The organism is Vagococcus fluvialis bH819 (genome assembly GCF_900163795.1).
GTDB lineage: Bacteria > Bacillota > Bacilli > Lactobacillales > Vagococcaceae > Vagococcus > Vagococcus fluvialis_A.
On sequence record NZ_FWFD01000015.1, the window covers coordinates 261458 to 285654 of the forward strand.

The following is a 24197-nucleotide window of genomic DNA, read 5'->3' on the forward strand; positions in this document are numbered from 1 at the left end:
TAGAATGAAAGTATTGAGTATTGTTGTTCCATGTTATAATTCAGTAGATTATATGGAGCGTTGTATCAATTCTTTACTAGTTGGTGGAGAAGAAGTTGAAATTATCATTGTTAATGATGGTTCCAGAGATGGAACAGAAGAGATTGGAAAAAATTATCAAAAATTATTTCCGAACATTGTAAAATATGTTTATCAGGAGAATGGCGGACACGGGGAAGCAATTAATACTGGCCTATCATATGCGACCGGTTTATATTTAAAAGTTGTTGATAGTGATGATTGGTTAGAAGTACAGGCTTTTGGTAAGTTACTAAAGTTTCTAATTGAGACAAGTGAAAAAGAGCAATTAATTGATATGGTCATTAGCAATTATGTATATGAAAAACAAGAAGTAAAGAATAAAAAAATTATGGAATACCGTTCTTTTTTACCTCAGAACTGTCAATTTACTTGGGATGATGTGTCATTTCCTCTTGGTAAATATTTATTAATGCATTCTGTTATTTATAGGACATCATTATTGAAAGAGCTAGTTTTCAAGTTGCCACAACATACATTTTATGTTGATAATCTTTATGTGTTTCAACCGTTACCTTTAGTGAAAAGCTTATATTATTTGGATGTGGATTTATATCGTTATTATATTGGACGAGAAGATCAGTCAGTTAATGAAAAAATCATGATTAGCCGCATTGATCAACAATTATTTGTTAATAAACGTCTTGTTAAATACTATTCAACAACAGATACAAAAGATGAAAATATTTTAGATTATATGAGAAAATATGTTGAGATTATCACGACTATTTCTTCAATTTTACTTATTAAAGAAGGCACTGAGGAAAGTTTGGGGAAGAAAAAAGAATTGTGGGCTTTTATTAAAGAAACCGATCAAGCACTTTATAAAAAATTACGATATGGTTTGTTCGGAATTGGTGTGAACTTACCAGGTACATTAGGTAGAAAAACAGCTGTTCGTGCATATCAAATTGCCCAAAAACGTTATGGGTTTAATTGAAAAAATCTCTCCTTTTCAAACAAATTGAAGAGGAAGATTTTTTATTTATGTCGAATAAAAAAAGAACTATCAGAATATGAATGAAAAGTGACAAGTTGTGAAAAAAGCATATCTATCAAAAATATGATAGCGTATACTTCAAAATGTAAAAGGGCTTTCATTTAAGAGGTAAGTAGTAGACAAAAGTATAAACTATTAGACTATCACAATAAATGAAATCCAAAAAATTCTTTAAGGGGAGAGAAAAATGAAAAAATACAAAAAGATCCTTATCCCGCTAGTGATTATTCTAGCCATTGTCGGAGGTGTTGGTTTTTATTTAAACAAGTTAAGCCAAGATGGTGTCTTAAATATGGAAGATGTCTACGCAACAATTAGTAAGTTACTAGTTTATTTTGTCCCGGCCGTTATTGTAATAGCACTTATCATCATTTCATTAATTGTTTTCCGCAAGAAAGATAAGAAGTTCAAATTTTGGTTGAAATGGGAATCAGCAATTGCTTTATTAGTAACTATTTTAATTACTGCGAATGTTGTTTTATTTGGGCCGATGGCTAATTTACTAAATTTACAATTTTCAGATATGCCAAAAGTAAATAAAACAACATTAGATAAAAATGGAAAATTAACTGAAGAAATTTCTAAAGAAGGAACTGTTTTATTAAAAAATACGGATAATTTTTTACCTTTAGAAAAAGATACTAGTAAATTAAATGTGTTTGGTTGGTCATCAACACAACCTGTTTATAGGGGAACTGGATCAGGAAATGTTGATACAAGTAGTGCTGTAGATATTTTAGGAAGTCTAGAAAATGCTGGTTTTGAGACTAATAAAGATTTAGCTAAGTTTTATACGGATTATCGCTCTGATCGACCAGAAGTTGGGATGTGGGAACAAGATTGGACACTTCCGGAACCGTCAGGAAAAGACTATTCAAATGATATGCTGAAACAAGCTAAAAACTTCTCAGATACGGCTCTAGTTGTTATTTCTCGCGTCGGTGGTGAAGGTGCTGATTTACCAACTAATATGGCATCTAAAGACATCACTTATAAAGGGAATAAGGGTGATTTTGAAGATGGCGATCACTTCTTAGAATTATCAAAAAGTGAAAAAGAAATGTTAGAAGTTGTGAATAAAAACTTTGAAAATATTGTAGTATTAGTTAATTCATCTAATGCAATGGAACTTAATTGGATTGAAGAATATGACAATATTAAGGGTGCTTTATGGATGGCAGGTCCCGGGGCAACAGGTTTTTCTGCACTTGGAGATGTTTTAACAGGAAAAGTAAATCCATCAGGTAAAACAGTAGATACCTATGTTCGTGACTTGAAAAAGACTCCAACTTGGAATAACTTTGGCGATTTTGGGTACGAGGGTAGTGATTACCACTTCATTAACTATGTAGAAAATATTTATGTTGGTTATAAATTCTACGAAACTTTCTATAAAGGAAATGAAAAAGGTTATCAAGAAGCTGTGCAGTATCCATTTGGTTATGGTTTAAGTTACAGTACGTTTGAGCAAAAAATGGGTAATATTAGTACAACTAAAGATGGTGATATTACTTTTGATGTTACAGTTAAGAATACTGGTGAAACAGCAGGAAAAGATGTTGTCCAAACATACTTCACACCACCATATACTAATGGAGGTATCGAAAAATCAGAAACTAACTTAGTAGCCTTTGATAAAACGAAGCTGTTAGAACCAGGTGAATCAGAGAAAATTACAATCAAAATCACGAATGAAGATTTAGCTGTTTATGACACTAAAGGTATTGGTGGTTATTTACTTGAGGAAGGCAAATATGCTATTCAGTTAAAAGGAAATGCACATACTGTTTTAGATTCAAAAGATTATGTTGTTGAAAAAACAGTAGCTTATGATGAAAATAATAAACGTCGTACAGATGAAGTAGCGGCAGTTAACAAGTTTACAGATTTTGCAGAGGGAGAAGTAACTTATTTAAGTCGTAAAGATAACTTTGCAAATTATAAAGAAGTTACAGCAAAACCAGAAAAAATTAAATTATCAGAAGCTACTAAAAATGGCTTAACTAATAGTAGTGATTATAAAATTAAAAATAATGATAAAGATAAAATGCCAGAAACGGGTGTTAAAAACAAGATGTCTCTTGTAGATTTAAAAGGTTTAGACTATGATGATAAAAAATGGGATAAATTATTAGATCAAATGACAGTTAAAGATATGAGTAACATTATTACTTACGGTGGCTATCAAACTGTTGAAGCAAAATCAGTGGATAAACTACAAACATATGATTTTGATGGTCCGCAAGGTATTAGTAGTTTCTTTGTGGAAACCAGTGGAACAGCCTTCCCAACAGCAACAATGATTGCTGCAACTTGGAACATCGATTTAGCTGAAGCTCGTGGGGAAGCAGTGGGCGAAGAGGCAGCTCAAATTGGGATTTCAGGATGGTATGGACCTGCTATGAATATTCATCGTAGTGCTTTTGCAGGACGAAATTTTGAGTACTACAATGGGACATCCTTAAAGATAATTTCACCATTAGCATCCGTTGTTAGAGTTTGAATGATTTTTTTATCCTTGTCTAGTAAAGCAAATTCTGCCCCAACTAATCGTTTGTCAGAGCCTTTTTCTTTTTTAACTAATTTAATCTTACCAAGTTTCAGTTCTTTTTGATTATCTAAAGTAAGTTGAACTGTTGAATTTAAAGAGTTTTCATCAATCGTAACAGGACGTAAAGTATCATCTTTAACATAACCAAGAGGAGCTTTGGTTTCTTGGACAAAGTAATCGCCAAATGGGACATCCTTAAAGATAATTTCACCATTAGCATCCGTTGTTAGAGTTTGGATGATTTTTTTATCCTTGTCTAGTAAAGCAAATTCTGCCCCAACTAATCGTTTGTCAGAGTTAGCCTCTTTTTTGATTAATTTAATACTACCTAAAGGCTGCTCTTTTTCAAGTAGTAACTCAGCAGAAGCTTCAATATTTTTTTCTAATGTTAAATTTTCTACTGTACCAAGTGGCTGAAATCTAGAATCGCTAGTATAATAAGCAACCCCAACAAAAAATGAACCAGATAACGTAGAAGTTAGGTCAATTTTAATGGGAATGCCTTGTTGATAAATAGAGTCTAAATAGCTTTTATCAATAGAAATATTCTTTAAATTTCCTATCGTCTCAACATTAACTTTATTTGTGATATTCATACCATTATAAGAAAAATATAAACCTTCTATCAATGAAAATTCAACTGTAGATGGTGGAAGAATAAATGATTTTTCAACTTGAGCAACATAGTTCATTCCATCCTCACTTAAGCTCAATTTTTGACTAAGTGGATTCAAAGATAAAGAAATTTGTTTCATGAACTCTTCAGCAGATAGATCGTCTTCATGTGTATTAGCTTCAGCAATTAAATCAAGAACAATTTGATTATTTTGAACAACAGCTAAATTACCGTATTTTTCAGGATTTGTAAAAGCCCAAATGGCCAGTTGAGTGATAGCGTATTTAGTTTCTTCATTTTCATTCTCGATAATTTGTTGATTATAATAATAATTATGTAACAACCAAGCAGTGGTCGGGTTGTTTAAAATTTCACTGGCACTGTATGGATTACCATAAGGGTACCATTTATCAGCATCTAAACAAAAATACTTGGTACCAGCTTCATCTTCAATAAAGGCAAGACGTGTGACAACAGAATCTAGATCAACTAGATTAGTATTTTCATTATTTTTGATATCTGTTGTTATTTTTATATTACCTGTAGGAGCACTGGGGGCCTCAGCGAGGCTGACTGGTGTTGAAAGAATAGTAAACAGACAAAGACCAACAAAGGTTAAAATATAAATTAATTTTCTTTTCATCTTGTTTCCTCCTCGTATAATTAAATAAGTGAAAATAACTAAGATAATAGTTTGAAAATTAAAAGACACCTCCGATTTTTGGTATTTACAAAACATTCATTTGTATATATTTTCACTATATATCCATTCTAACGTAAAAAACAAATAAAATCTCGTTTGAATGCTATAAAATGTTCATAAAATAATTAAAAAACGTTATTTATATACATTTTTATTTTATTGTTCGTTTTTAAGTTATTTTATTTTTTTAGATCTGGAAACAGATTAAATAAAATATGTTGTGAAAAATGATATGATTAAGTAAAAATAGAGGAGAAAGAAACATGATATTATTAAAGAAATTAACACAATTAAAAAATTTAACGCCTAATGAAAAAGTATTAGTCGATTATATAATAAGTAATCCGAAAGAAACTTCCTCTTTGTCCTCTAAAGAATTAGCTGATGTAGCATATGTTTCAGTTGCAACGGTTTATCGATTATTAACTAAACTTGATTTAACAGGTTTTAATGAATTTAAAATCGAACTGATTTCTTCACTAAAAACATTAAATTATTCAGAAAAAATTAATCCTGATTACCCAATTTTAGCAACTGATTCAACAGAAGATGTTATTTATAGAATGAGCCAGTTATATCAAAATACACTAGATGACACAATAAATTTATTTGATGAAAATGAATTAAAAGAAAGTGTGGCTCTTTTGTTAAAGGCTAGTCAAATAGACGTCTACGCTTCAGCGGGTAATCTTTATTTTGCAAAAAATTTTCAGTTTCAATTACAAGAAATTGGTTGTTTAATCAATGTTCCAGAAGAAGATTACAGGCAACGATTGTCAGCTGCGAATAGTACTGATCAAAATGTTGCACTCATTGTTTCTTATGGTGGTCGTAGCCAAACAACACAAGCTGTTGTAAAAATTTTAAATAAAAATAAAACACCGATTATTTTACTGACATCTACTCAAAAAAATCCAATAAGTGAGTTTGCAACAAAGCAACTATACATGGCATCTATTGAAAATCATTTTGATAAAATATCTTCTTTTTCGACCCGGTTATCTTTATTAACTATTTTTGATGTATTATATGCAGAAATTTTTAATCAGGACTTTGAAAAAAATAGTCAATATAAACTCAAAAATTATCAAAAAATGAATGAGAAATTGATATAAAATTATCAAAAAATAAGTTGTTTTTTGATTTATGAGAAAAAAATTCCAAGATGTTCTAAATGCCATTTTTTTATCCAAACCTTTGCTACTATTGGGTTTATAGGAGTGTGATAAAAATGAAAGCAATTGTTTTAGATATTGACGGAACCTTATTAACGAGTGAGAAAAAAATAAGTCCTCTGACAAAAGAGTATTTGATTAAGGCGCAGAAAAAAGGAATTAAATTAATCCTAGCTTCTGGACGGCCGACAACTGGTATGTGGGACATTTCTGAAGAATTGGAAATGGAAAAATATAATGGCTTGCTAGTGTCGTACAATGGTTCAAAAGTGGTCGATTGTCAAAGCGCCACTGAATTATTCAATCAGCCAATGACGATGGAGGTGGGGAAACAAGTTTTAGAACATTTGAAACAGTTTGATGTGGCAGTTATGATTGATAAGGGAGATTACATGTATGTTAATGATGTTTTTAAAGGCTGGATTGATTATCAAGGCAAGCCTTTAAATATCATTGAATATGAAGCACGTGGTGGGAAATATAAATTGTGTGAAAAAGATGATTTAGCCGATTTTCTAGACACACCGATTAATAAAATTTTAACGGCAGGTAATCCGACTTATCTAGCCGAAGTATCAGAACAAATGAAAAACCCTTTTAAAAATCAATTGAATTGTGTGTTTACTGCCGAATTTTATTTTGAATTTACAGCTCAAGGCATTGATAAAGCAAAAGCCTTAGACACGGTACTTTCTCCATTAGGAATTAAAAGACAAGATATTATGGCCTTTGGTGATGGGCATAATGATCGGACAATGTTAGCTTATGCAGGAATGGGAATTGCAATGGATAATGCCGTGGATGATTTGAAAAAGGTGGCTGACCGGGGAACTGGATCGAATGATGAAGAAGGAATTGTTACTATATTAAAAGAATTTTTATAAAATTTTTTTGAGCTATTAATAAAATAATAAAACTGTTTTAGAAGCAAAACCTTATCGTTGCGCTTCTTTTTTGATGTCGTTTTCTCTCAACTTAGTGTTCACTTTTGTCAATTTTAATGAACTTAAAATTTTAATGATGTTCTTATGAAAAAAAAGATAGAATTCATTTTAGAGTAGTTTACTATGGTATTCTAAAATCGCATATATCTATCGATTTTTGAACAAATAGATTTATGATAAAAAGTAATGAAGGGAATCATTTGATGAAAGAAAACAAGCGTACGATGAAACAAATTATGGGGATTTATGAACCGAAACACCGAATTACTATGCATAAAAGTAAGAAACAGTGGGTAGCCAAAGGATTGCTATTTGGAACATTATTAATGGTTGGTGGTGCAGTGCATACCACTGCTGTGCAAGCTGAGGTATGGGCACCAAATACAGTGGAACAAATATCATCTCGAATCACAGAAGGACAAAAATCAATTAAAATGATTGAAGGAGATACAGTTTATAATATTGGTTTAGCGATCAATATAAAGGACCCAATGCAATTATTATTTGATAACGGTTTCTCTGAAGGTGATCAATACACAATGGCTGTAGGAACTGAAATTTCTTGGGATGGCAATCATATGACTGTTAAGGATCCTAACGGCAATGTAATTGGTGATAAAGTCGTATCGAATACTGACAAACATAATCCAAATGCCACTGTTGCAGGTCAAACATCAGATGTGCCGGCTAAATCAGTTAAAACGGATAATAAAGGCAATATTATAAAAAATGTGGATAAAGGTGGAAATAACGGGTCATCTGTTAAACCAAAAGAAGATCATACAAAACCAACTACGCCAAGCGTTAAGCCAGATGAAAAAGAAGATGGTGGAACGAATCCTGTGAAGCCAGTTGATCCAACGAATCCAGAAAAAGATGACACATTAAAAAAATTAGAAGTTGAGCTTAAAAAAGAACAAACTAAGCTTGAAAAATTACAGGCAGAATTAGATCAACTTAAAATTAAACTGGCTTCTATCCAACAAGAAAATCAAGAAAAAATAGCAGCATTAGAATTGAAAATAGCAGATTTAGAGGCACAATTAGCTTCAATGACAGGGCGTAGTAGTTCAGCAGAAATCAAGGAAGCGCAAGCAGCAGTCGATCAAGCTGAAAGTAAAAAAGCTGGAATAGAGATATCATTGGCTAGTAAACAAGCAGAAAAAGCACAGCTAGAAGAACGAATGATGCAAGTTCAAACGAAGCTAGAAACTCTTCAAAGTGAGGGAGCATCAGAAAATAATGCTGAACAATGGCAACAAAGTGTGGATGAATGTAACATTCAAATAGCAGAATTAACTAGGATGATTGGAACACTTAATCAAGAAATTATTAATTTATCTACGCAATTAGAAACAGTACAAGCTGAATACGATACAGCACTTGCTCACTTAAATGAATTAGAAAACCAAGAAATACCACTAACAGTTGAAGAACTTGAAGCATCTATTGCAGAAACAACAAAAGAATTAGAAGAAACAAAAACCAAAGCTCTAGAACAAGAAAAAGAACTTCAAGCTCAAATTGATGTTTTAGAATTAAAAATAGCTGAGCAAGAGAAAAAAGTAGCAGATTTAGAAGCTAAGATTTCTAAACTAAAAGGTGAAAGCGATACAGCGGCTGCCTTGAAAAAACGCCAAGATTATGCGAAAAATGAAATTGCTAACATGGAGTTTTTACCAGGTGAAGCAAAATCAACTTACACTTACATGGTGGAACAGGCAACAACTGTTTTAGAGGTCGACCACCTTTTAGATGAAGCCAGAGATTTAAATCAAAAATGTCAAGAGGGTCAAATTGTTGATGCTATTAAAATAGCGAAAAAAAATGCTAAACGTGAAATTGCTGTGATGGAGACCTTAACTACTGAAGAGAGATCATATTTTAATTGGTTAATAGATGAGGCAGACTCAGTTGAAGCGGTAGAAACACATCTTGAAAAAATGTGGGAATTCGAAAATAATCGCCGCGAGGAAATCACAACACCAGAAGAAATTTTTGAAAAAATTAAACTTAATGCTATGAAAGAAATTGATGAGATGACTAACCTACCAGAAGGTCAACGAGAGATGTTTAAGAAAGAAATTTCTGAGGCTAAAACTTTAGAAGAAGTTGATTTAGCGTTAGGAGAAGCAGGATATATTAATGGTGGAATGCAATCAACAGAATTAAAAGAAGCTAAAGAAGAAGCTCAAAATGAATTAGCAATGATGGAGACGTTAACGAAAGAAGAATATTCTGTTTTTTCTAATAGAATCGTCAAAGCAATATCATTACAAGAAGTCGAAGAAATCATAGAAGAAGCTCGTGTAATTGAAACTGAAAGAGCGCTAGAACAAGCGAAGAAAGAAGCCAGAGAATATATCCTTTCACTACCATACTTCGATTATAATCATCCTGAATATACTAATGAAGAACTACTTGATATACGTTTAGCAGACTGTAAAACCTTAGAAGATGTTGAGATGGAAATCAATATGGCAGAAGAAATCAATGAGCTTTGGAATCCAAATAGACCAACTACAGATGATGATAAAGACAGTGCTATAAACCATATTTTGGGATATCGTTATTTATCAGAAGAGGAACGTGCTGAATACGAAGCGAAGATTGAATCAGCTGAATTGATGGGAGAAATATTTGAACTTAATATTGAAATGGGAGAAATTTCTGATGGTCGTCTAAATGAGGCTCATGAAGAAATTAATCAAGCATTTGTAGACGGAAAAATTACAGAGCAAGAACGTAAAGACTATACTTGGTTTGTAGATCATGTTGATACTTTTGAAGCCTTGAAGTTACAAATGGAATCTTTTAGAGAAGATATTGCAGACAGATAAAAGTAAAAATGAGATGCAAGAAGCTTAAAAACTTCTTGTATCTCATTTATTTTTTCAACACTCTATTAGCCATTTTAGTAATTGGTTTATACAAAATACTTACCAGAATAATGGCAGCAATCGTATTAATGAAAGTAATATAAAGGGTAGTAAAACTAGCAAAACTTGATGCACCTAAACTATTTCCCATCATTAATTGAATGACTAAATTCTTCATAAATGACATAAATAACTTAGCAATTGCTGTAAAAATCATAATAATGGGCATGAACCAAACTTTATTTTTAAAGCGTCTCAGTTGATAATAAGAAAAGGCAAGAGTACCACCAACGACAAAACTTTCTAAAATAAAATAAGGCGCTTCAGCAGCAAAGCCGTTTAAAAAATCAAAAAGAGCAAATCCGATTCCTCCAGCAAGTGAACCTTTAAAAAAACCTAATGTTAAAACGGCCAAGCATAAAATTGGCATACCAAAATGAATAAAAGGATTTCCTACCATTGCTGGCAGTGGCACTCTGATACTTGTTCCGACAACGGTTAACGCTGAAAATAAAGCCATTAATACAATTTCTGAAGTTTTCCATGATTTATTGTTCATTGATATACTCTCCTTTTGTCATTCGATTTTCTGCTTGTTGATACGCCCCATGCCATACATAACCCGTATGCTCATTTAAAAAGATACCTTCATAAATAGCACGTGCCACGTATTTTTTAGCGAGTGAAACAGCTTCGTATAAGGACAAGCCTTTTGCAAGTCCAGCTGTAATCGCCGCCGCAAAAGAACATCCTGCTCCGTGATTTGTTTTGGTTATAATTTTTGGTTTATGGATAAAATGAAAATTTGTCCCATCATAAAATAAATCAGTAGCTGTTTCACTAGGAAAGCGAGATCCACCCTTAATAACGACAGATTTTGCTCCTAAATTATAAATTTTTAGAGCCGCTTCTTTCAAGTGTTCTTCTGTTTCAATGACACTCAAACCTGATAAAATTTGTGCTTCAACTAAATTAGGTGTCACAATATCGGCTAAAGGAATTAAACGTTCAATCATCTCGTTCACAAGTTCTGGTTGTAAAACATCGTTATTGGTTTTGACTGCCATAACAGGATCTAAAACAAGATGCTTTTGAGTAAGAGAAGTAAGTTGATTTTCAATTAAGTTAATCACTTCTAAACTGCCAAGTAAGCCAATTTTAACAGCACTCAATTCACCACCGGAGAAGGCAGTAATTAATTGTTTTTCCACAACATCAATTGCTACTGGATAAATATCTGGTACTCTAGTGGTAGGATCAACCGTTAAAATACTAGTGATTGTACTTATTCCAAATGTTCCATATTCTTCAAATGTTTTTAAATCTGCTTGAATTCCGGCTCCTCCACCAGCATCTGAACCAGCAATAGTCAGTACTTTTTCTACCATAAATAACACCCCTAATGTATGATGCTCATAGTTTAACATGCTAAATTTTTTATTCTAGAGCCAATTATTGATAAGTGGACCCATCCAATTTGTGATACAATCATTTTGAGGTGTATTAAGATGACTAATTTTATAAAAAAAGAGAGCAAAGTTCCTTTATACAGACAAGTTATGAACCAAATAATTAGCCAAATCGAGGAAGGTGCCTTAGTTAAAGATGAGCGCTTACTGTCAGAAAGAGCACTAGCTAAAGAGCTAGATGTCAACAGAAGTACTATAGTGAGAGCGTATGAAGAGCTCCATGCCCAGGGGTTTGTTGTTAGAAAATCTAATAGTGGAACCTATGTTTTGGGAAAATATTCTGGTAGTTTGTCAAAAGAAAATTTGAACTTTTATGGATCAAATAGTTTAAAAAAAGAATCAGATAAAGACTCATATATCAAAAAAGTTGAGAGGAAAATAAATGAAGGAGATATCGAGTTTATTAATGCGTATACAGGGGAATTACCATTGAATCTAATTCCTAAAGTTAATTTATCCAACGTTCCTTTTGAAGAATTTTTGCAAGAAGAGGTACCACACCTTGGTTATGAACCTTTAAGAAATGAAATTACTTTTTTATTTGAAAAAATGTATAATTTTAAAGTTAATAAAAACAATATTATGTTAACGGCTGGTGGACAACAAAGTTTATTTTTATTGATTCAAACGCTACTTAAACCTGGAGACACTATTGTAGTTGAAGAACCTTCTTTTTTTTATGACATCTCTCTATTTAAAAAAATGTCGATTAATGTTATCCAAATAGCAGTGGATAAAAAAGGGATGAAGGTTAGTCAATTAGCAATGTTGTTAGAGAAAAAAAATATTCAATTAGTGTTAACGAATCCCAACTTTCAAAATCCTACTGGAAGTAGTATGTCTTTAGAACGAAGGCATGAATTAATTGATTTATGTGAAAAGTACCGAATTCCAATTATTGAAGATGATGTGTTTGGGCAACTTTCATATTGGACACCTAATCCTTTGCCATTATTAAAAGAATTAGCGCCTAAAAGTGTCATTTATATTGGTTCTCTGTCGAAAGTATTAGGTAAAAAAATTCAGTTAGGATGGATTGAGGCACCAGAGGTTATTTTAGAAGAAGTTGTTAGACTAAGAGATGAGTATGAAAGTGAATTAAGTATTTTCCCACAAGTGCTGGCAACCTATGTTTTACAAGATTTGGATTTTGAAAAACAGTTAATAAAATTAAGAATAGAATTAAAAGAAAAAATGATTTTTTTACAATCTGAAATTAAATTAAATCTACACCAGTCGGTCAGCTGCGTGTTACCTAAAGGTGGTTACTATGCTTGGCTAACGATTCATCAAAAAGAGTTAATGAAAAAGGATTGGCATGAACTTTTATCCAAAGGTATAGCAGTGTATCCTAGTTTTTTAGATAAAGGAGATTGTCAAAGTTGCCGACTGAATATGGCGAGACTAACGAATGAGGAGATAAAAATTCTGGTGCATTATCTGAAAGAAATGCTCATTTAAACTAAAAAAGGATGGTGCAAAAAAACTATGCCTCATCCTTTTTTAATTAAATTTCATCACTTTTATGGTTTCTAATATGTAAGTAGACTGTATTTTTTGAGATGCCTAATTTTTTAGCAATAATCAGAACAGAATCTTTTAAATTAAATATTCCTTGATCATATAGACCAACTACAATTTCTTTGTTTTCATTCAAACTAGAAATATCTGGATTATTATGAACGGATTGCTTCATTTTATTTAATGAAATAGTGATAAGTTCATCGATATTATCAGAAAAATTTTCAGAATTTTTAACGTCAAAAGATTTACTACTGTTTGGTTCAGGAGGAACTAGGTCCGCCAAATAATCAATCAATGGCATTTCTAAATGTAAATTAATACAAATTAAACCAATAATTCTTTCTTTTTCTCCAAAAATGGGAATTGTACAAGATTTCAAAACAACGCCATTATCATTTTTATTAAAATAAGGCATGACATCGTAACTTTCATCTGCTTCAAGTTGATTTAACATCTTTAATGCCAGATCAGTAATGGGGGAGTCTTGTTTTCTATTACTGAAATGACCATTGATAACTTTCATTGCTGATTGTTCAAGATTTTCTAAACTGAGTAGAACAATTTCATGATTTCTCCCTAGAAAGTTTCCTAAGCCGTCTAATATCAATGAATGAGAGTGTAAAATTTGTCGATCAACTTTACTTAATCGTAGATTAGATTTCAAGTGAACCAACCTCCTTTTTCTTAAAATATTAATTTTAGTGTAATCCTTTTTTTATTTTAAATCAATTTGGATAAAATTAAAAAAAATCATTGACTAAACTTTTGTTCAGTTGTACACTTATTTTGAACGATGAACTTTTTGATCAGTGACTAGTATTTATTTTAGTATCCCCTATCCTATAATAGATGTTTCGCATCGGAAACTCACAATGATCGGGTTCGTTATTCTTTTTGTATATCGATGGAACAAGTAACTTATTTTACTATTAATTTAGTTTAATGAGTTACTTGTTTATTTTTTAGTGTATAATTTGTTATAATACAATGTGGAAATGGAAGGTGAAAGAATGAATCATAATGATCGCTTAAAACGCTTGAGATATGCGTTGGATATAAGAGATATAGATGTTATTGAAATATTTAAACTAGGTGGAGCAGAAGTATCTAAAGAAGAGTTTTTATCTATGTTAAAAATGGTGGATGAAGAAACTTATGAAACAGAGCTTTCGGATGAATTATTTGAGAGATTCTTAAATGGATTGGTGACTTCTCAACGTGGTGCCAAAGATGGTGTTGAACCAGTGTTTGAATTGCGTCAACGAAATGCGAATAATATTTTACTTAAAAAAATTAAAATTGCTCTATCATTGACGACTGAAGATATGTTAGAAATCTTTGAAGCAGGTGAAATTAATATGTCAAAAAGTGAGCTAGGTTCGTTTTTACGTAAAGAAGGACACCGTAACTATAAGCAGTGTTTAGACAATTACACAAAACACTTTTTATTAGGCTTAGTTCCGCGTTTCCGTTAGAAAGTAGGGTGGTTTGTTGATGAGATTTGTGATTGATGGTGATGGGTCACCTGTTAAGAATGAAGTCATTCAATTAGCTAAAGAATTTAATCTACCTGTACTGATTGTAACGAGTGTGGATCATTTTACGAATAAAGAGTATCCAGCATTTGTTAGTTTTATTTACGTAGATAAGGGCGCAGATGGTGCAGATTATCGAATTGTAAAGGAAATTCAAGAAGGTGATATTGTTATTACCCAAGATTATGGTTTAGCTTCTCTTTTGATTAGTAAAAAAGTAAGAATCTTTCATCATAGTGGTAAGGAATATCTGCCAGAGACAATCGATACACTGTTAACACAGCGCTATATTGGTGGTCAGCTGAGAAAAGCAGGGAAAAGAACAAAAGGTCCGAAAGCTTTTACACAATCGGACCGAGATCATTTTACTAAAATAATGACTAATGTTATTCAAAAAAATACCAAAACGAACTAAAAAGTCGCTTTGGTATTTTTTTATTGATTTTTCAAGTCTTCTTCTATTTTTAATCGTTGAACTTTCATGGTAGCTGTTCTTGGAATCTTTTCATAATCCCAAACTAAAGGTTTATTGAGAAGAGGGAAGTCAGAGATGGCATGCCACCATTTTTCCCAATCCATCTGATTGTTTTTCATAACTGAAATAATAGGTTGAGCAATATTATTTTTTCCTCGCACAATAATGACTTCATTGAGAAAGTCTAATTTATCTAGTAGTAAGTCTTCAATTTTTAAGGTACTTTCCACGTCACGAATTAAATCCACTTGGCGATCAAGTAAGAATAACTCTCCATGCTCGTCTTTGTAACCAAAGTCGCCACTATCCCACCATGAGTCGTAAGTGTTTTCAGTAAATCGTGTGTCTTCTTTGTAATAAGTTAGGGCACGACCTTTAGAAAGCATTTGAATATTACCTAGTGTATTAGCAGGTAAATTTTTAGCTACTTCATCAACAATTCGGACTTCAGTTAATTCAGGCATTCCAACCCCCATATTACGAGCGTCTAAGCTTTCAATTGATTCTTTTGTATGAAACTTCATGATCATAGGGCCGCATTCACTTTGACCGTAAACTTGCATAAAAACAGGTCGTTCACAGTGAGATGCGTTTAAAAAAATGTCCATTGTTCCTTTATTGATGGCATCAAATGTGGAATGGAAATAGTTAAAACTTGAAAATAACTCAGGTTTCTTTTTAGCTAAGTGACTCCATTGAACAAAATTGTTAGGATGGGTTTCTAAAGCAAAAGGTTTAAATTTTGTTAGTGTTTGACTAACATTTTCTAGTTCACTGTTTCCAATCCATAACATAGGAAAACCTTTTGACATTAGAGAAGAAATCCCAATGTTAAAACGAGAGTGAACAGGAGAAATATGAAAAGCGACTAGCTCTTTTTTAGGTATTAAATCAAAAATATTTTTTTGCCATTTTGTGCGCCAACCCATTGACTGAGCTGAGTGGGCAATCAACTTGGGCACACCGGTTGTTCCAGATGTATGAGTCATGTAAGAAATAGCATTTGGTTCTAAAAATTCTTGTTCAGCGACTGTTTCAATAGATAAATCATTTAGTTTTTCTAATTCAATTAACTGAGACGCAGCAACACTAGATATATCAGTAGCTTTACTTGCTGTGATGGTGTCAAAGATCATCCAAGGATTTTCTAAACGGCTGCACATAATTGTCATAATTTCTACAGGTAAGTGGAAAGAAATCATGATTGGAACAGCACCTAAGTAACTTACTGCTACGGCCATCAAGTAGGTATCAAACATAGGAGATTTATAAATAATAACCTTATCCCCTTTTTTTATTCCCAATTGTTTTAAACGTGATGCTTGTTGAATGATACTTATTTTGGCTTTTTTATAGGTTGTTTCTAAATCTAAGTCCGGAAAACCAATCAACGGGTTATCGAAATAAATTGGTATGTTTGGAAAAGTATCAGCAGCCTCTGAAAAATTAGAAAAAAGATTCAACTCTTTGTATGCATTATCTGGAAAAATCATTTAAAGGACTCCTTTTAGTGGTTGATTTTATTAGCCTATTTATAGGATAACAAAAATAAGTAATAATAGTTAATTGTTTCACATATTTTATTAAAGAATAAAGCAGATTATTCAATAATAGCTTGAACACGACCGACTTGATCCCCTTCAACAAGCATGACTTTAATTCCGTGAGGATGAGTAGCACTGTTTGTTAAAAGCTTTTTTACATGCCCTCTTGTTAAGTTGCCAGTTCTTTGATCTTTTTTTAAGACGATATCGACTAATTGACCAATTTTTATTTGACTTCTATTTTTTCCGTTCATTATAATCATCCTTTATCATTAATTTTTATATCGCTAAATTACTTTGTTATCATAACAAGATTCGATAATTTTTACCAACTAAACTATTAACTAAAATTTGGAACTAAACACTAGACAAGATAGTTTTTATATTATAAATTTAAAAAGGAAAAAATGACGGAAATTTGATAATTAATTTGTATGATGAAAAAAAGTAATCATAATAAGTTGTTGTGAGGTTAGGAAGGTATATAGGATGGATGTTTTAGAGGTGACTAGCATTATCGGGACAATTGCTTTTTCATTATCAGGTGCGATTGTCGCGATGGAAGAAGATTATGACATTTTAGGGATTACGGTACTGGGATTTATAACGGCCTTTGGTGGTGGGGTTCTCAGAAATGTAATTTTGGACTTACCAATGTCTGTTTTTTGGAGTCAGACTAATTTATTCTATGTGTCTTTTGGTACTATTTTTTTAGTGTATCTATTTCCTAAAAAATTTATTGCCTTAAAAAGAATGGAGATTATTTCTGATGCAATTGGACTTGCAGCCTTTAGCATTCAAGGAGCGTTATATGGCTTAGATATCAATACGCATATTGGTCCAGTCATTGCAGCTGCTATATTAACTGGAACCGGTGGTGGGGTAATTCGAGATTTACTTGCTGGGGAAAAACCTAACGTCCTCAGTACTGAAATTTATGGAAGTTGGTCGATTTTAATTGCGGTAGTGATCTACTTTTTTGTCCCAACAAAGCCACTTTTTTATATGCTTATTATCTGTTTGACGGTCATCTTAAGATCTGTGGGACTACTCTATAATTGGAATTTACCCAAAGCCACATCTTTTGTAAAAAATGAGTTGCCCAAAATGACATCTCAGCAAATAATTGAAAAAGAACATGATTATTAATCAAAAAGAAACGGTGTCACAGAAGTAGCTTCTTCGGAAATAAGTCGAAAATCACAAAAATTTGAAAAACAATTTTCGTGATTTCCTTCTTATTTCTTGAAGCTGAACACTTCTGTCACAACCTCTTGTTAGTTGTTCTTAATTAACCCATGAACTCTTTCTTGTTTTCGGTTATAATGGGCAAGGAAAGAGGGATAAAATGAATCAGATTATGCAGTTACTCGAAGAAAAATTTGGCTATCAATCCTTTCGTAAAGGTCAAGATGTCATTATAAATAAAATCCTTCAGGGAGAAGATTGTTTAGGAATCATGCCTACAGGTGGAGGGAAATCAATCTGTTATCAGCTTCCTGCTTTAGTTTTGGATGGTCTGACAGTTGTCGTATCGCCTCTAATTTCATTAATGAAAGATCAAGTAGATGCATTAATTGAAATGGGGATAAGTGCGACTTATATAAACAGTACATTGAACTATCAGGAGATACAGAGCCGGTTAGGACAAGCCGCTCGTGGCGAAGTTAAACTCCTATATGTTGCCCCAGAGCGACTAGAAACGGCAGATTTTGTTGAATTATTACGACATGTTCACGTCTCTCTCATAGCAGTGGATGAGGCACATTGTATTTCTCAATGGGGACATGATTTTAGACCAAGTTATATTAATTTGGCCCAAACCATTCGTTCGTTCTCACCTAGGCCAATAATTGTAGCGTTAACAGCAACAGCCACACCAGAAGTTGCGACAGATATTTGCCAGTTACTGTCTATTCCAGAGGATAATCAAATAACAACAGGTTTTTCAAGAGAAAATTTAGCATTTCAAGTTATTAAAGATCAAAAAGATACTTATTTGTTAGAGTATCTAAAAATGAATAAAGGTCAGTCTGGTATTATTTATGCAAGTACTCGAAAAGAAGTGGAAAGACTTCATAGATTAATAGTACATAATGGATTACTTGCTGGGATGTATCATGCTGGTTTATCAGAACAAATTAGATCGAAGAATCAAGAAGATTTTGCTTTTGATCGTGTACCAGTGATGATTGCGACAAATGCTTTTGGCATGGGAATCAATAAAAGTAATGTCCGTTTTGTCATTCATGATCAAATGCCAGGCAACTTAGAATCTTATTACCAAGAGGCTGGACGGGCAGGGCGTGATGGTTTACCAAGTGAGGCGATTTTACTTTATAGTCCTCAAGATGCTCAAATCCAACAGTATTTTATCGAACAGTCTGAGGCTAATATAGAGTATCGACAAAATGAATATTTAAAATTAAGAGAAATGAATCAGTACTCTCATACAGAAAGTTGCTTACAAAACTATATTCTTCGTTATTTTGGTGAAATAGGAACCGATTGTGGTCGTTGTAGTAATTGCTTAGATGAAAGAGAGTCTGTTGATATTACAATCGAGGCTCAGAAAGTTTTTTCATGTGTTAAAAGAATGAATCAGAATTTTGGTAAATCCTTAGTTGCAAAAGTCTTAACAGGTTCAAAAGATCAAAAAATTAAGCAATGGCATTTTGAAGACTTATCAACTTATGGACTAATGAAAGAATGGTCTCAAAAGGAAGTCACTCAATTAATTGATTACTTGACAGCAGAACAATATTTGATCCCATCAAAAGGTCAATATCCTTTACTATCGCTTTCTTCTGAGGGGATTGATGTCTTACTCGGTAAAAAACAAGTCTTCAGAAAGCAGTTAGTTATTAAACAATTAGTCGTGGATGATGGTCTGTTTGAAAAATTAAGAGAGTTACGTTCAGATTTAGCTGATGAGCAAAATCTACCACCATATGTCATTTTTTCTGATAAAACATTGCATGAAATGATTGAAAAGCAACCTAAAACAACCTTAGATTTTTTACAAATAAAAGGTGTTGGTCAAAATAAACTAGATAAATACGGTGAAGCGTTTATGTTAGTTATGAAAGAATACCAACAAAATAAAGCATAAGAGAAAAAGCATTTAATTCCGAAAAAATCGAGAATGACTTTATAGTCATTCTCGATTTTTTTAGTTAACGATATTATTCACAAATTCGAATAAGTTATTTTATTAAGGCTATTAATTTTATTAATAGTTAAATAAAAAAATACAATTTGTAAACGTTTACATTTAAAGATAGACTAAGTATATAGATAGGATGAACATAAGAAGAGGTGAAAAAATTGATAACAATATCAGTAGCAGGTGGCTCACAACCAGAAATTTTAAAACTTGTGAAAAAAGCTCGTGAAGAGTGTTTAGAAGATATTCGTTTTGTTGTATTTGATACAAATCAAAATATCGCAGATGACACGATATGGGAGTATATCCATTGTGATGATGAAAAAGACATCGCTAAAAAAGCAGTGGAGTTTGTCGCGAACAAAAAAGCAGAAATTTTACTTAAAGGCATTATTCAAACACATACGCTACTTAAAGAATTGCTTAACAAAGAACATGCTCTAAAAAATCGCCAAGTCCTTTCACATGTTGCTATGGTTGATATCAAGTCAACCAATCAATCATTTTTATTAACAGATTGCGCGATGAACATCGCACCAGATAAAGATAATTTAATTGAAATTGTAGAAAATGTAAAAGAAGTCGCTCATAAAATTGGAATCTCACAGCCTAAGATTGCACTATTAAGTGCGGCAGAAAACGTTAATCCTAAAATGCCATCTTCGGTTTTAGCAACAGAAGTTACAGAACATTTTAAAGAAACTCAAGACAGCATTATTTTTGGTCCAATTTCTCTTGACCTTGCTTTATCGAAAGAGGCTGTAGACCATAAACGCTATCAAGGCCCTATTATGGGAGATGCTGATGTGATTGTTGTGCCCGCCATTGATGCAGGAAATAGTTTATATAAATCTTTAACTTTATTTGGCGGTGCTAAAGTTGGCGGAACAATTGTAGGGACAAAGGTTCCTGTTGTTTTAACTTCAAGAAGTGATTCAACAGACAGTAAATTACATTCATTAAAATTTGCTATAAAACAAGTTTAAAAGTGAAGGGGGAAACTAGATGGAAGCAATACTTGTTATTAATCCAGGGTCAACATCTACTAAAACGGCTGTTTATGCAGATCATCAACTAATTGCAGAAGAAACGATTCGACATAGTGTGCAAGATATTTCTGGATTTAAAAATGTTATTAGCCAAACCGAATTTAGATATGAAATTATCAAAGAGTTCATAGATAAATTAGATATAGCCGAAAAATTAGTTGCTGTTGTTGGGCGTGGAGGTTTATTGAAACCAATTCCAGGTGGTACTTATCGAGTAGGTGAGGCAATGCTTGAAGATTTAAGAACTGAAAAATATAATACCCATGCGTCTAACTTAGGTGCAATATTAGCAAATAAATTTTCAGAAGCATTGGGAATCCCAGCATTTATTGTTGATCCAGTAGTGGTAGATGAAATGCAAGCGCTTTCTAGAATATCAGGGCTTAACGGGATTGAAAGACGAAGTGTTTGTCATGCTTTAAATCAAAAAGCTGTTTCTAGAAAAGTTGCAGAAGAGCTTGGTAAAACCTATGAGACAACTTCTGTTATCGTAGCACATCTCGGTGGAGGAATTAGTATTGGTGCCCATAAAAATGGGAAAATGATTGATGTTATCAATGGACTAGATGGAGAAGGACCATATACACCAGAAAGAAGTGGCACACTTCCATTAATCGAGTTTGCAGAAGTCCTTATTTTAGAGAACATGACAATCGGAGATGTTAAGAAGAGGATAGCTGGTAATGCAGGACTTAAATCTTATCTAGGTGAAACAGATATTCGAGAAATAGAAAAAAGAATGAATCAAGGTGACACCGAAGCTAAATACTATCTGGATGGTATGTGTTATCAAGTAGCTAAAAGTATAGGTGAATTAGCAGTTGTACTAAAAGGAAAAGTGGATGCTGTTATCTTAACAGGAGGGGTGATTTATTCTCAATACGTGTTAGCTAAAATTTCAGAATTTACTGATTGGATTGCGCCAATTAAATCTTTTCCAGGTGAAATGGAAATGGAAGCTTTATCCGATGGAGCATTACGAGTTATAAAAGGTGAAGAAAAAGCACTAAATTATGAGGAAGTAAGATTGTAAAGTAGGAGTGATAAAAATGGCAGAACAAACAGATTTACTCGTCTTAGGTGGTGGCACAGGAGGTTATGTGGCTGCAATAAGAGCTGCTCAAAAAGGGCTGAATGTGACGATTGTTGAAAAATACAAACTTGGTGGTACCTGTTTACACAAAGGATGTATCCCAACAAAAGCTTTACTTAGGAGTGCAGAAGTTTTTGACACGATGAAAGAATCAGATATATTTGGCATAGAATCGAACAATGAATATGTCGTTAATTTCAAAAAAATTCAAGAGAGAAAGCAATCAATTGTCGACCAATTACATTCTGGTGTGATGGGACTTTGCAAAAAAAATAAGATCAGAATTCTTGAAGGGGAAGGTGTAATTTTAGGTCCCTCTATTTTTTCACCTGTATCTGGTGCGGTTGCAGTTACTTTTAATGATAAAAGCAAAGAAGAAGAAATTATCGTTCCTAAAAATGTGATTATTGCCACAGGATCATCACCTAAAACGCTCCCTAACCTACCTCTAGATGAAGAAAATATCCTTTCTTCAGACGGTATGCTAGAACTTGAAACATTACCAAAGTCAATAGTGATTGTTGGTGGTGGCGTCATCGGTGTTGAATGGGCATCACTTTTAAACAGTCTAGGTGTAAAAGTCACTATTGTAGAATTTTTAGATCGCTTATTAATTAATGAAAGTTCTTCTGTTTCAAGACAATTAAAGAAAAGCCTAAAAGACAAGGGTATTGACATCTTGCTTAGCAGCAAAGTTGAGTCGGCAATTATTGGTAAAAAGGGTGTCAAAGTTTCAATCGAAGGAAAAGAAAAATTAACTGTGGATAAAGTAATGGTTGCTATTGGACGTGCGCCAAATGTGAACGGTTTTGGGCTTCAAAATACATCTGTTAAGTTTGGCAATAAAGGAATTGAAGTGAATGAATTCTACCAAACAACAGAAGGGCATATTTATGCGATTGGCGATTGTATTGACACAATGCAACTTGCTCACGTGGCAATGAAAGAAGGCGAGTTAGCAGTCGCTCATTTACTTCAAGAAGAGGTCGTACCAATTAACTATACAAATGTTCCTAGAGGAGTCTATACGAATCCAGAAGTCGCAAGTGTGGGTTATGTGAAAGACAATGTGCCAAAAGATAGAAAAGTAAAAATTGGTAAATTTAATTTTGCAGGTAATGGTAAGGCTTTAGTTTATGGTGGAAATGAAGGGTTTGTGGAAGTAATCAGAGATGAAGAAACCGATGATTTATTAGGCGTATCAATTATCGGACCTCATGCAACAGATTTAATTACAGAAGCAAGTACATCGATGTATCTAGATGCGACACCTTTAGAAATTGGGGAAGCAATTCATCCTCATCCAACGTTAACAGAAGCGCTCCAAGAAGCAGCATTAGACACTTATGGCTTGGCCATTCATAAATAATAGAAAGGTTGATTGTAAATGAAAACATTAAAAAAATCTGGTTTAAGTAAAGAAGAGATTATTCAAGCGTACCGTGAAGTTTTAAGAGGTCGTCGATTAGATGAACGTTTATGGCAATTAACAAGAATTGGAAAAACGTCTTTCAATATTTCAGGCCAAGGAGCAGAAGTTGCTCAAGTAGCAATGGCAATGGCTTTTGAACCAAGTAAAGATTATTTCTTACCTTATTACCGTGATATGACAGCTTGCCTTGTATGGGGGATGACTCCTAAAGATATTATTATGGGCTCTTTTGGTAAAGAGGCAGACCCGTCATCACATGCTCGTCAAATGCCGAATCATTATGGTTCTAAAGCGCATAATATAGTGTCGTTTGCTTCAACTGTAAGTACGCAAATGCCACTTGCAACAGGGGTAGCTTACTCGGCTCAACTAGAAAAAAGTGATTTTGTCACCTTAACAACAACAGGTGAAGGCTCGGCTAACCAAGGTGAGGTTCAAGAAGCGATGAACTTTGCTGGTGTCAAAAAATTACCATTAATTTTTGTGGTAGAAAATAATAAATATGCCATTTCTGTTCCAATTAAAGAACAATATGCTAATAAATACATGTCAGATCGTGCTCATGGTTACGGATTTGAAGGCATTTCTGTTGATGGGAATGATTTTACTGAAGTTTATTTAACATTTAAGAAGGCTGTGGAAGAGGCTCGAGCTGGTAAAGGGCCCAAATTAATTGAACTTCGTGTCTCTCGTTTAACCTCTCACTCGGCTGATGATGATCAAACCATTTATCGTTCAAAAGAAGAAATTGAATCAATGAAAGAAAAAGATCCAATTGATGCAATGATTAAGCAATTACTTGCCGAAAAATATATGACACAAGAAGAGTTAGACAAAATGGATGAAGAAATTAGAGCAGAGGTTGATCTAGCAACAGATGAAGCTGAAAAAATGCCAGAACCAACGGCTGATTCATTATATGACGAAGTTTACGCAAAATAATTGATAAGAGAGAGGATTGACG

20 protein-coding genes are annotated in these 24197 nt (G+C 33.0%); 14 read left to right on the forward strand and 6 right to left on the reverse strand.

The window, feature by feature from the left end; genetic code table 11:
- Positions 1-4 precede the first annotated feature (4 nt).
- The gene (locus FM121_RS10860; RefSeq protein WP_086952187.1) at positions 5-1018 is read left to right on the forward strand and encodes a glycosyltransferase family 2 protein; all 1014 of its coding nucleotides are present in this window, start codon (positions 5-7) and stop codon (positions 1016-1018) included.
- A gap of 247 nt (positions 1019-1265) precedes the next feature.
- Positions 1266-3581: a glycoside hydrolase family 3 C-terminal domain-containing protein gene (locus FM121_RS10865; protein ID WP_086952188.1), complete on the forward strand. Its 2316-nt coding sequence runs from the start codon at positions 1266-1268 to the stop codon at positions 3579-3581.
- Here FM121_RS10865 and FM121_RS10870 read toward each other — a convergent pair.
- A complete protein-coding gene (locus FM121_RS10870; protein ID WP_086952189.1) occupies positions 3524-4888 on the reverse strand; it encodes a thioester domain-containing protein in 1365 nt (454 codons plus the stop codon). The genes FM121_RS10865 and FM121_RS10870 overlap by 58 nt on opposite strands.
- 323 nt (positions 4889-5211) lie before the next feature.
- Here FM121_RS10870 and FM121_RS10875 point away from each other — a divergent pair, with 323 nt between their 5' ends.
- The 3 genes from FM121_RS10875 to FM121_RS10885 all read left to right on the forward strand — a co-directional run bounded on the left by FM121_RS10875 (position 5212) and on the right by FM121_RS10885 (position 9907).
- Positions 5212-6063 carry a MurR/RpiR family transcriptional regulator gene (locus FM121_RS10875; protein WP_086952190.1) on the forward strand — a complete coding sequence of 284 codons (852 nt, stop codon included), beginning with the start codon at positions 5212-5214 and terminating at the stop codon, positions 6061-6063.
- 116 nt (positions 6064-6179) lie between these two features.
- Positions 6180-7007, forward strand: a complete 828-nt coding sequence (locus FM121_RS10880) for a Cof-type HAD-IIB family hydrolase (RefSeq protein ID WP_306298136.1) — start codon at positions 6180-6182, stop codon at positions 7005-7007.
- A 263-nt stretch (positions 7008-7270) separates the two neighbouring features.
- Positions 7271-9907, forward strand: coding sequence for a GA module-containing protein (locus FM121_RS10885; protein ID WP_086952191.1), 2637 nt, complete (start codon positions 7271-7273; stop codon positions 9905-9907).
- Between the two features lie 46 nt (positions 9908-9953).
- Here the strand turns inward: FM121_RS10885 and FM121_RS10890 are convergent, their stop codons facing one another.
- Together FM121_RS10890 and thiD are read right to left on the reverse strand one after the other, a co-directional pair.
- Positions 9954-10505, reverse strand: coding sequence for an ECF transporter S component (locus FM121_RS10890; RefSeq protein ID WP_086952192.1), 552 nt, complete (start codon positions 10503-10505; stop codon positions 9954-9956).
- Positions 10495-11334, reverse strand: coding sequence for a bifunctional hydroxymethylpyrimidine kinase/phosphomethylpyrimidine kinase (thiD, locus tag FM121_RS10895; protein WP_086952193.1), 840 nt, complete (start codon positions 11332-11334; stop codon positions 10495-10497). Before thiD ends, FM121_RS10890 begins: the two co-directional genes overlap by 11 nt.
- A gap of 120 nt (positions 11335-11454) precedes the next feature.
- Between thiD and FM121_RS10900 the strand changes: the two genes are divergently transcribed.
- Positions 11455-12876, forward strand: coding sequence for an aminotransferase-like domain-containing protein (locus tag FM121_RS10900; RefSeq protein ID WP_086952194.1), 1422 nt, complete (start codon positions 11455-11457; stop codon positions 12874-12876).
- Positions 12877-12922: 46 nt separating this feature from the next.
- Here FM121_RS10900 and FM121_RS10905 read toward each other — a convergent pair whose 3' ends face one another.
- Positions 12923-13603: a helix-turn-helix transcriptional regulator gene (locus tag FM121_RS10905; RefSeq protein ID WP_256958450.1), complete on the reverse strand. Its 681-nt coding sequence runs from the start codon at positions 13601-13603 to the stop codon at positions 12923-12925.
- Positions 13604-13949: 346 nt separating this feature from the next.
- On the opposite strand from FM121_RS10905, the gene FM121_RS10910 reads away from it, so the two are divergent.
- A complete protein-coding gene (locus FM121_RS10910) occupies positions 13950-14414 on the forward strand; it encodes a YehS family protein (protein ID WP_086952195.1) in 465 nt (154 codons plus the stop codon).
- A 19-nt stretch (positions 14415-14433) separates the two neighbouring features.
- Positions 14434-14889, forward strand: coding sequence for a YaiI/YqxD family protein (locus tag FM121_RS10915; protein ID WP_086952196.1), 456 nt, complete (start codon positions 14434-14436; stop codon positions 14887-14889).
- A gap of 20 nt (positions 14890-14909) precedes the next feature.
- Here the strand turns inward: FM121_RS10915 and FM121_RS10920 are convergent, their stop codons facing one another.
- Positions 14910-16442, reverse strand: coding sequence for an AMP-binding protein (locus FM121_RS10920; protein WP_086952197.1), 1533 nt, complete (start codon positions 16440-16442; stop codon positions 14910-14912).
- Positions 16443-16549: 107 nt separating this feature from the next.
- A complete protein-coding gene (locus FM121_RS10925) occupies positions 16550-16747 on the reverse strand; it encodes a YwbE family protein (RefSeq protein ID WP_086952198.1) in 198 nt (65 codons plus the stop codon).
- Positions 16748-16982: 235 nt separating this feature from the next.
- On the opposite strand from FM121_RS10925, the gene FM121_RS10930 reads away from it, so the two are divergent.
- The 6 genes from FM121_RS10930 to FM121_RS10960 all read left to right on the forward strand — a co-directional run bounded on the left by FM121_RS10930 (position 16983) and on the right by FM121_RS10960 (position 24175).
- A complete protein-coding gene (locus FM121_RS10930; protein WP_086952199.1) occupies positions 16983-17642 on the forward strand; it encodes a trimeric intracellular cation channel family protein in 660 nt (219 codons plus the stop codon).
- 199 nt (positions 17643-17841) lie between these two features.
- Positions 17842-19605, forward strand: coding sequence for a DNA helicase RecQ (gene recQ / locus FM121_RS10940; RefSeq protein WP_086952200.1), 1764 nt, complete (start codon positions 17842-17844; stop codon positions 19603-19605).
- 215 nt (positions 19606-19820) lie between these two features.
- The gene (locus FM121_RS10945) at positions 19821-20645 is read left to right on the forward strand and encodes a phosphate acyltransferase (RefSeq protein WP_086952201.1); all 825 of its coding nucleotides are present in this window, start codon (positions 19821-19823) and stop codon (positions 20643-20645) included.
- Positions 20646-20664: 19 nt separating this feature from the next.
- On the forward strand, positions 20665-21741 hold the full coding sequence (buk, locus tag FM121_RS10950) for a butyrate kinase (protein WP_086952202.1): 1077 nt from the start codon (positions 20665-20667) through the stop codon (positions 21739-21741).
- A gap of 16 nt (positions 21742-21757) precedes the next feature.
- On the forward strand, positions 21758-23170 hold the full coding sequence (gene lpdA / locus FM121_RS10955) for a dihydrolipoyl dehydrogenase (protein WP_086952203.1): 1413 nt from the start codon (positions 21758-21760) through the stop codon (positions 23168-23170).
- 18 nt (positions 23171-23188) lie between these two features.
- Positions 23189-24175, forward strand: coding sequence for a thiamine pyrophosphate-dependent dehydrogenase E1 component subunit alpha (locus FM121_RS10960; RefSeq protein WP_086952204.1), 987 nt, complete (start codon positions 23189-23191; stop codon positions 24173-24175).
- The last annotated feature ends 22 nt before the right edge of the window (positions 24176-24197 follow it).

Excerpts from the sequence above, each read along its gene's own strand:
- FM121_RS10860 (WP_086952187.1), top strand. The coding sequence starts at position 5 with ATGAAAGTATTGAGTATTGTTGTTCCATGTTATAATTCAGTAGATTAT.
- FM121_RS10865 (WP_086952188.1), top strand. The coding sequence starts at position 1,266 with ATGAAAAAATACAAAAAGATCCTTATCCCGCTAGTGATTATTCTAGCC.
- FM121_RS10870 (WP_086952189.1), bottom strand. The coding sequence starts at position 4,888 with ATGAAAAGAAAATTAATTTATATTTTAACCTTTGTTGGTCTTTGTCTG.
- FM121_RS10875 (WP_086952190.1), top strand. The coding sequence starts at position 5,212 with ATGATATTATTAAAGAAATTAACACAATTAAAAAATTTAACGCCTAAT.
- FM121_RS10880 (WP_306298136.1), top strand. The coding sequence starts at position 6,180 with ATGAAAGCAATTGTTTTAGATATTGACGGAACCTTATTAACGAGTGAG.
- FM121_RS10885 (WP_086952191.1), top strand. The coding sequence starts at position 7,271 with ATGAAAGAAAACAAGCGTACGATGAAACAAATTATGGGGATTTATGAA.
- FM121_RS10890 (WP_086952192.1), bottom strand. The coding sequence starts at position 10,505 with ATGAACAATAAATCATGGAAAACTTCAGAAATTGTATTAATGGCTTTA.
- thiD (WP_086952193.1), bottom strand. The coding sequence starts at position 11,334 with ATGGTAGAAAAAGTACTGACTATTGCTGGTTCAGATGCTGGTGGAGGA.
- FM121_RS10900 (WP_086952194.1), top strand. The coding sequence starts at position 11,455 with ATGACTAATTTTATAAAAAAAGAGAGCAAAGTTCCTTTATACAGACAA.
- FM121_RS10910 (WP_086952195.1), top strand. The coding sequence starts at position 13,950 with ATGAATCATAATGATCGCTTAAAACGCTTGAGATATGCGTTGGATATA.
- FM121_RS10915 (WP_086952196.1), top strand. The coding sequence starts at position 14,434 with ATGAGATTTGTGATTGATGGTGATGGGTCACCTGTTAAGAATGAAGTC.
- FM121_RS10920 (WP_086952197.1), bottom strand. The coding sequence starts at position 16,442 with ATGATTTTTCCAGATAATGCATACAAAGAGTTGAATCTTTTTTCTAAT.
- FM121_RS10925 (WP_086952198.1), bottom strand. The coding sequence starts at position 16,747 with ATGAACGGAAAAAATAGAAGTCAAATAAAAATTGGTCAATTAGTCGAT.
- FM121_RS10930 (WP_086952199.1), top strand. The coding sequence starts at position 16,983 with ATGGATGTTTTAGAGGTGACTAGCATTATCGGGACAATTGCTTTTTCA.
- recQ (WP_086952200.1), top strand. The coding sequence starts at position 17,842 with ATGAATCAGATTATGCAGTTACTCGAAGAAAAATTTGGCTATCAATCC.
- buk (WP_086952202.1), top strand. The coding sequence starts at position 20,665 with ATGGAAGCAATACTTGTTATTAATCCAGGGTCAACATCTACTAAAACG.
- lpdA (WP_086952203.1), top strand. The coding sequence starts at position 21,758 with ATGGCAGAACAAACAGATTTACTCGTCTTAGGTGGTGGCACAGGAGGT.
- FM121_RS10960 (WP_086952204.1), top strand. The coding sequence starts at position 23,189 with ATGAAAACATTAAAAAAATCTGGTTTAAGTAAAGAAGAGATTATTCAA.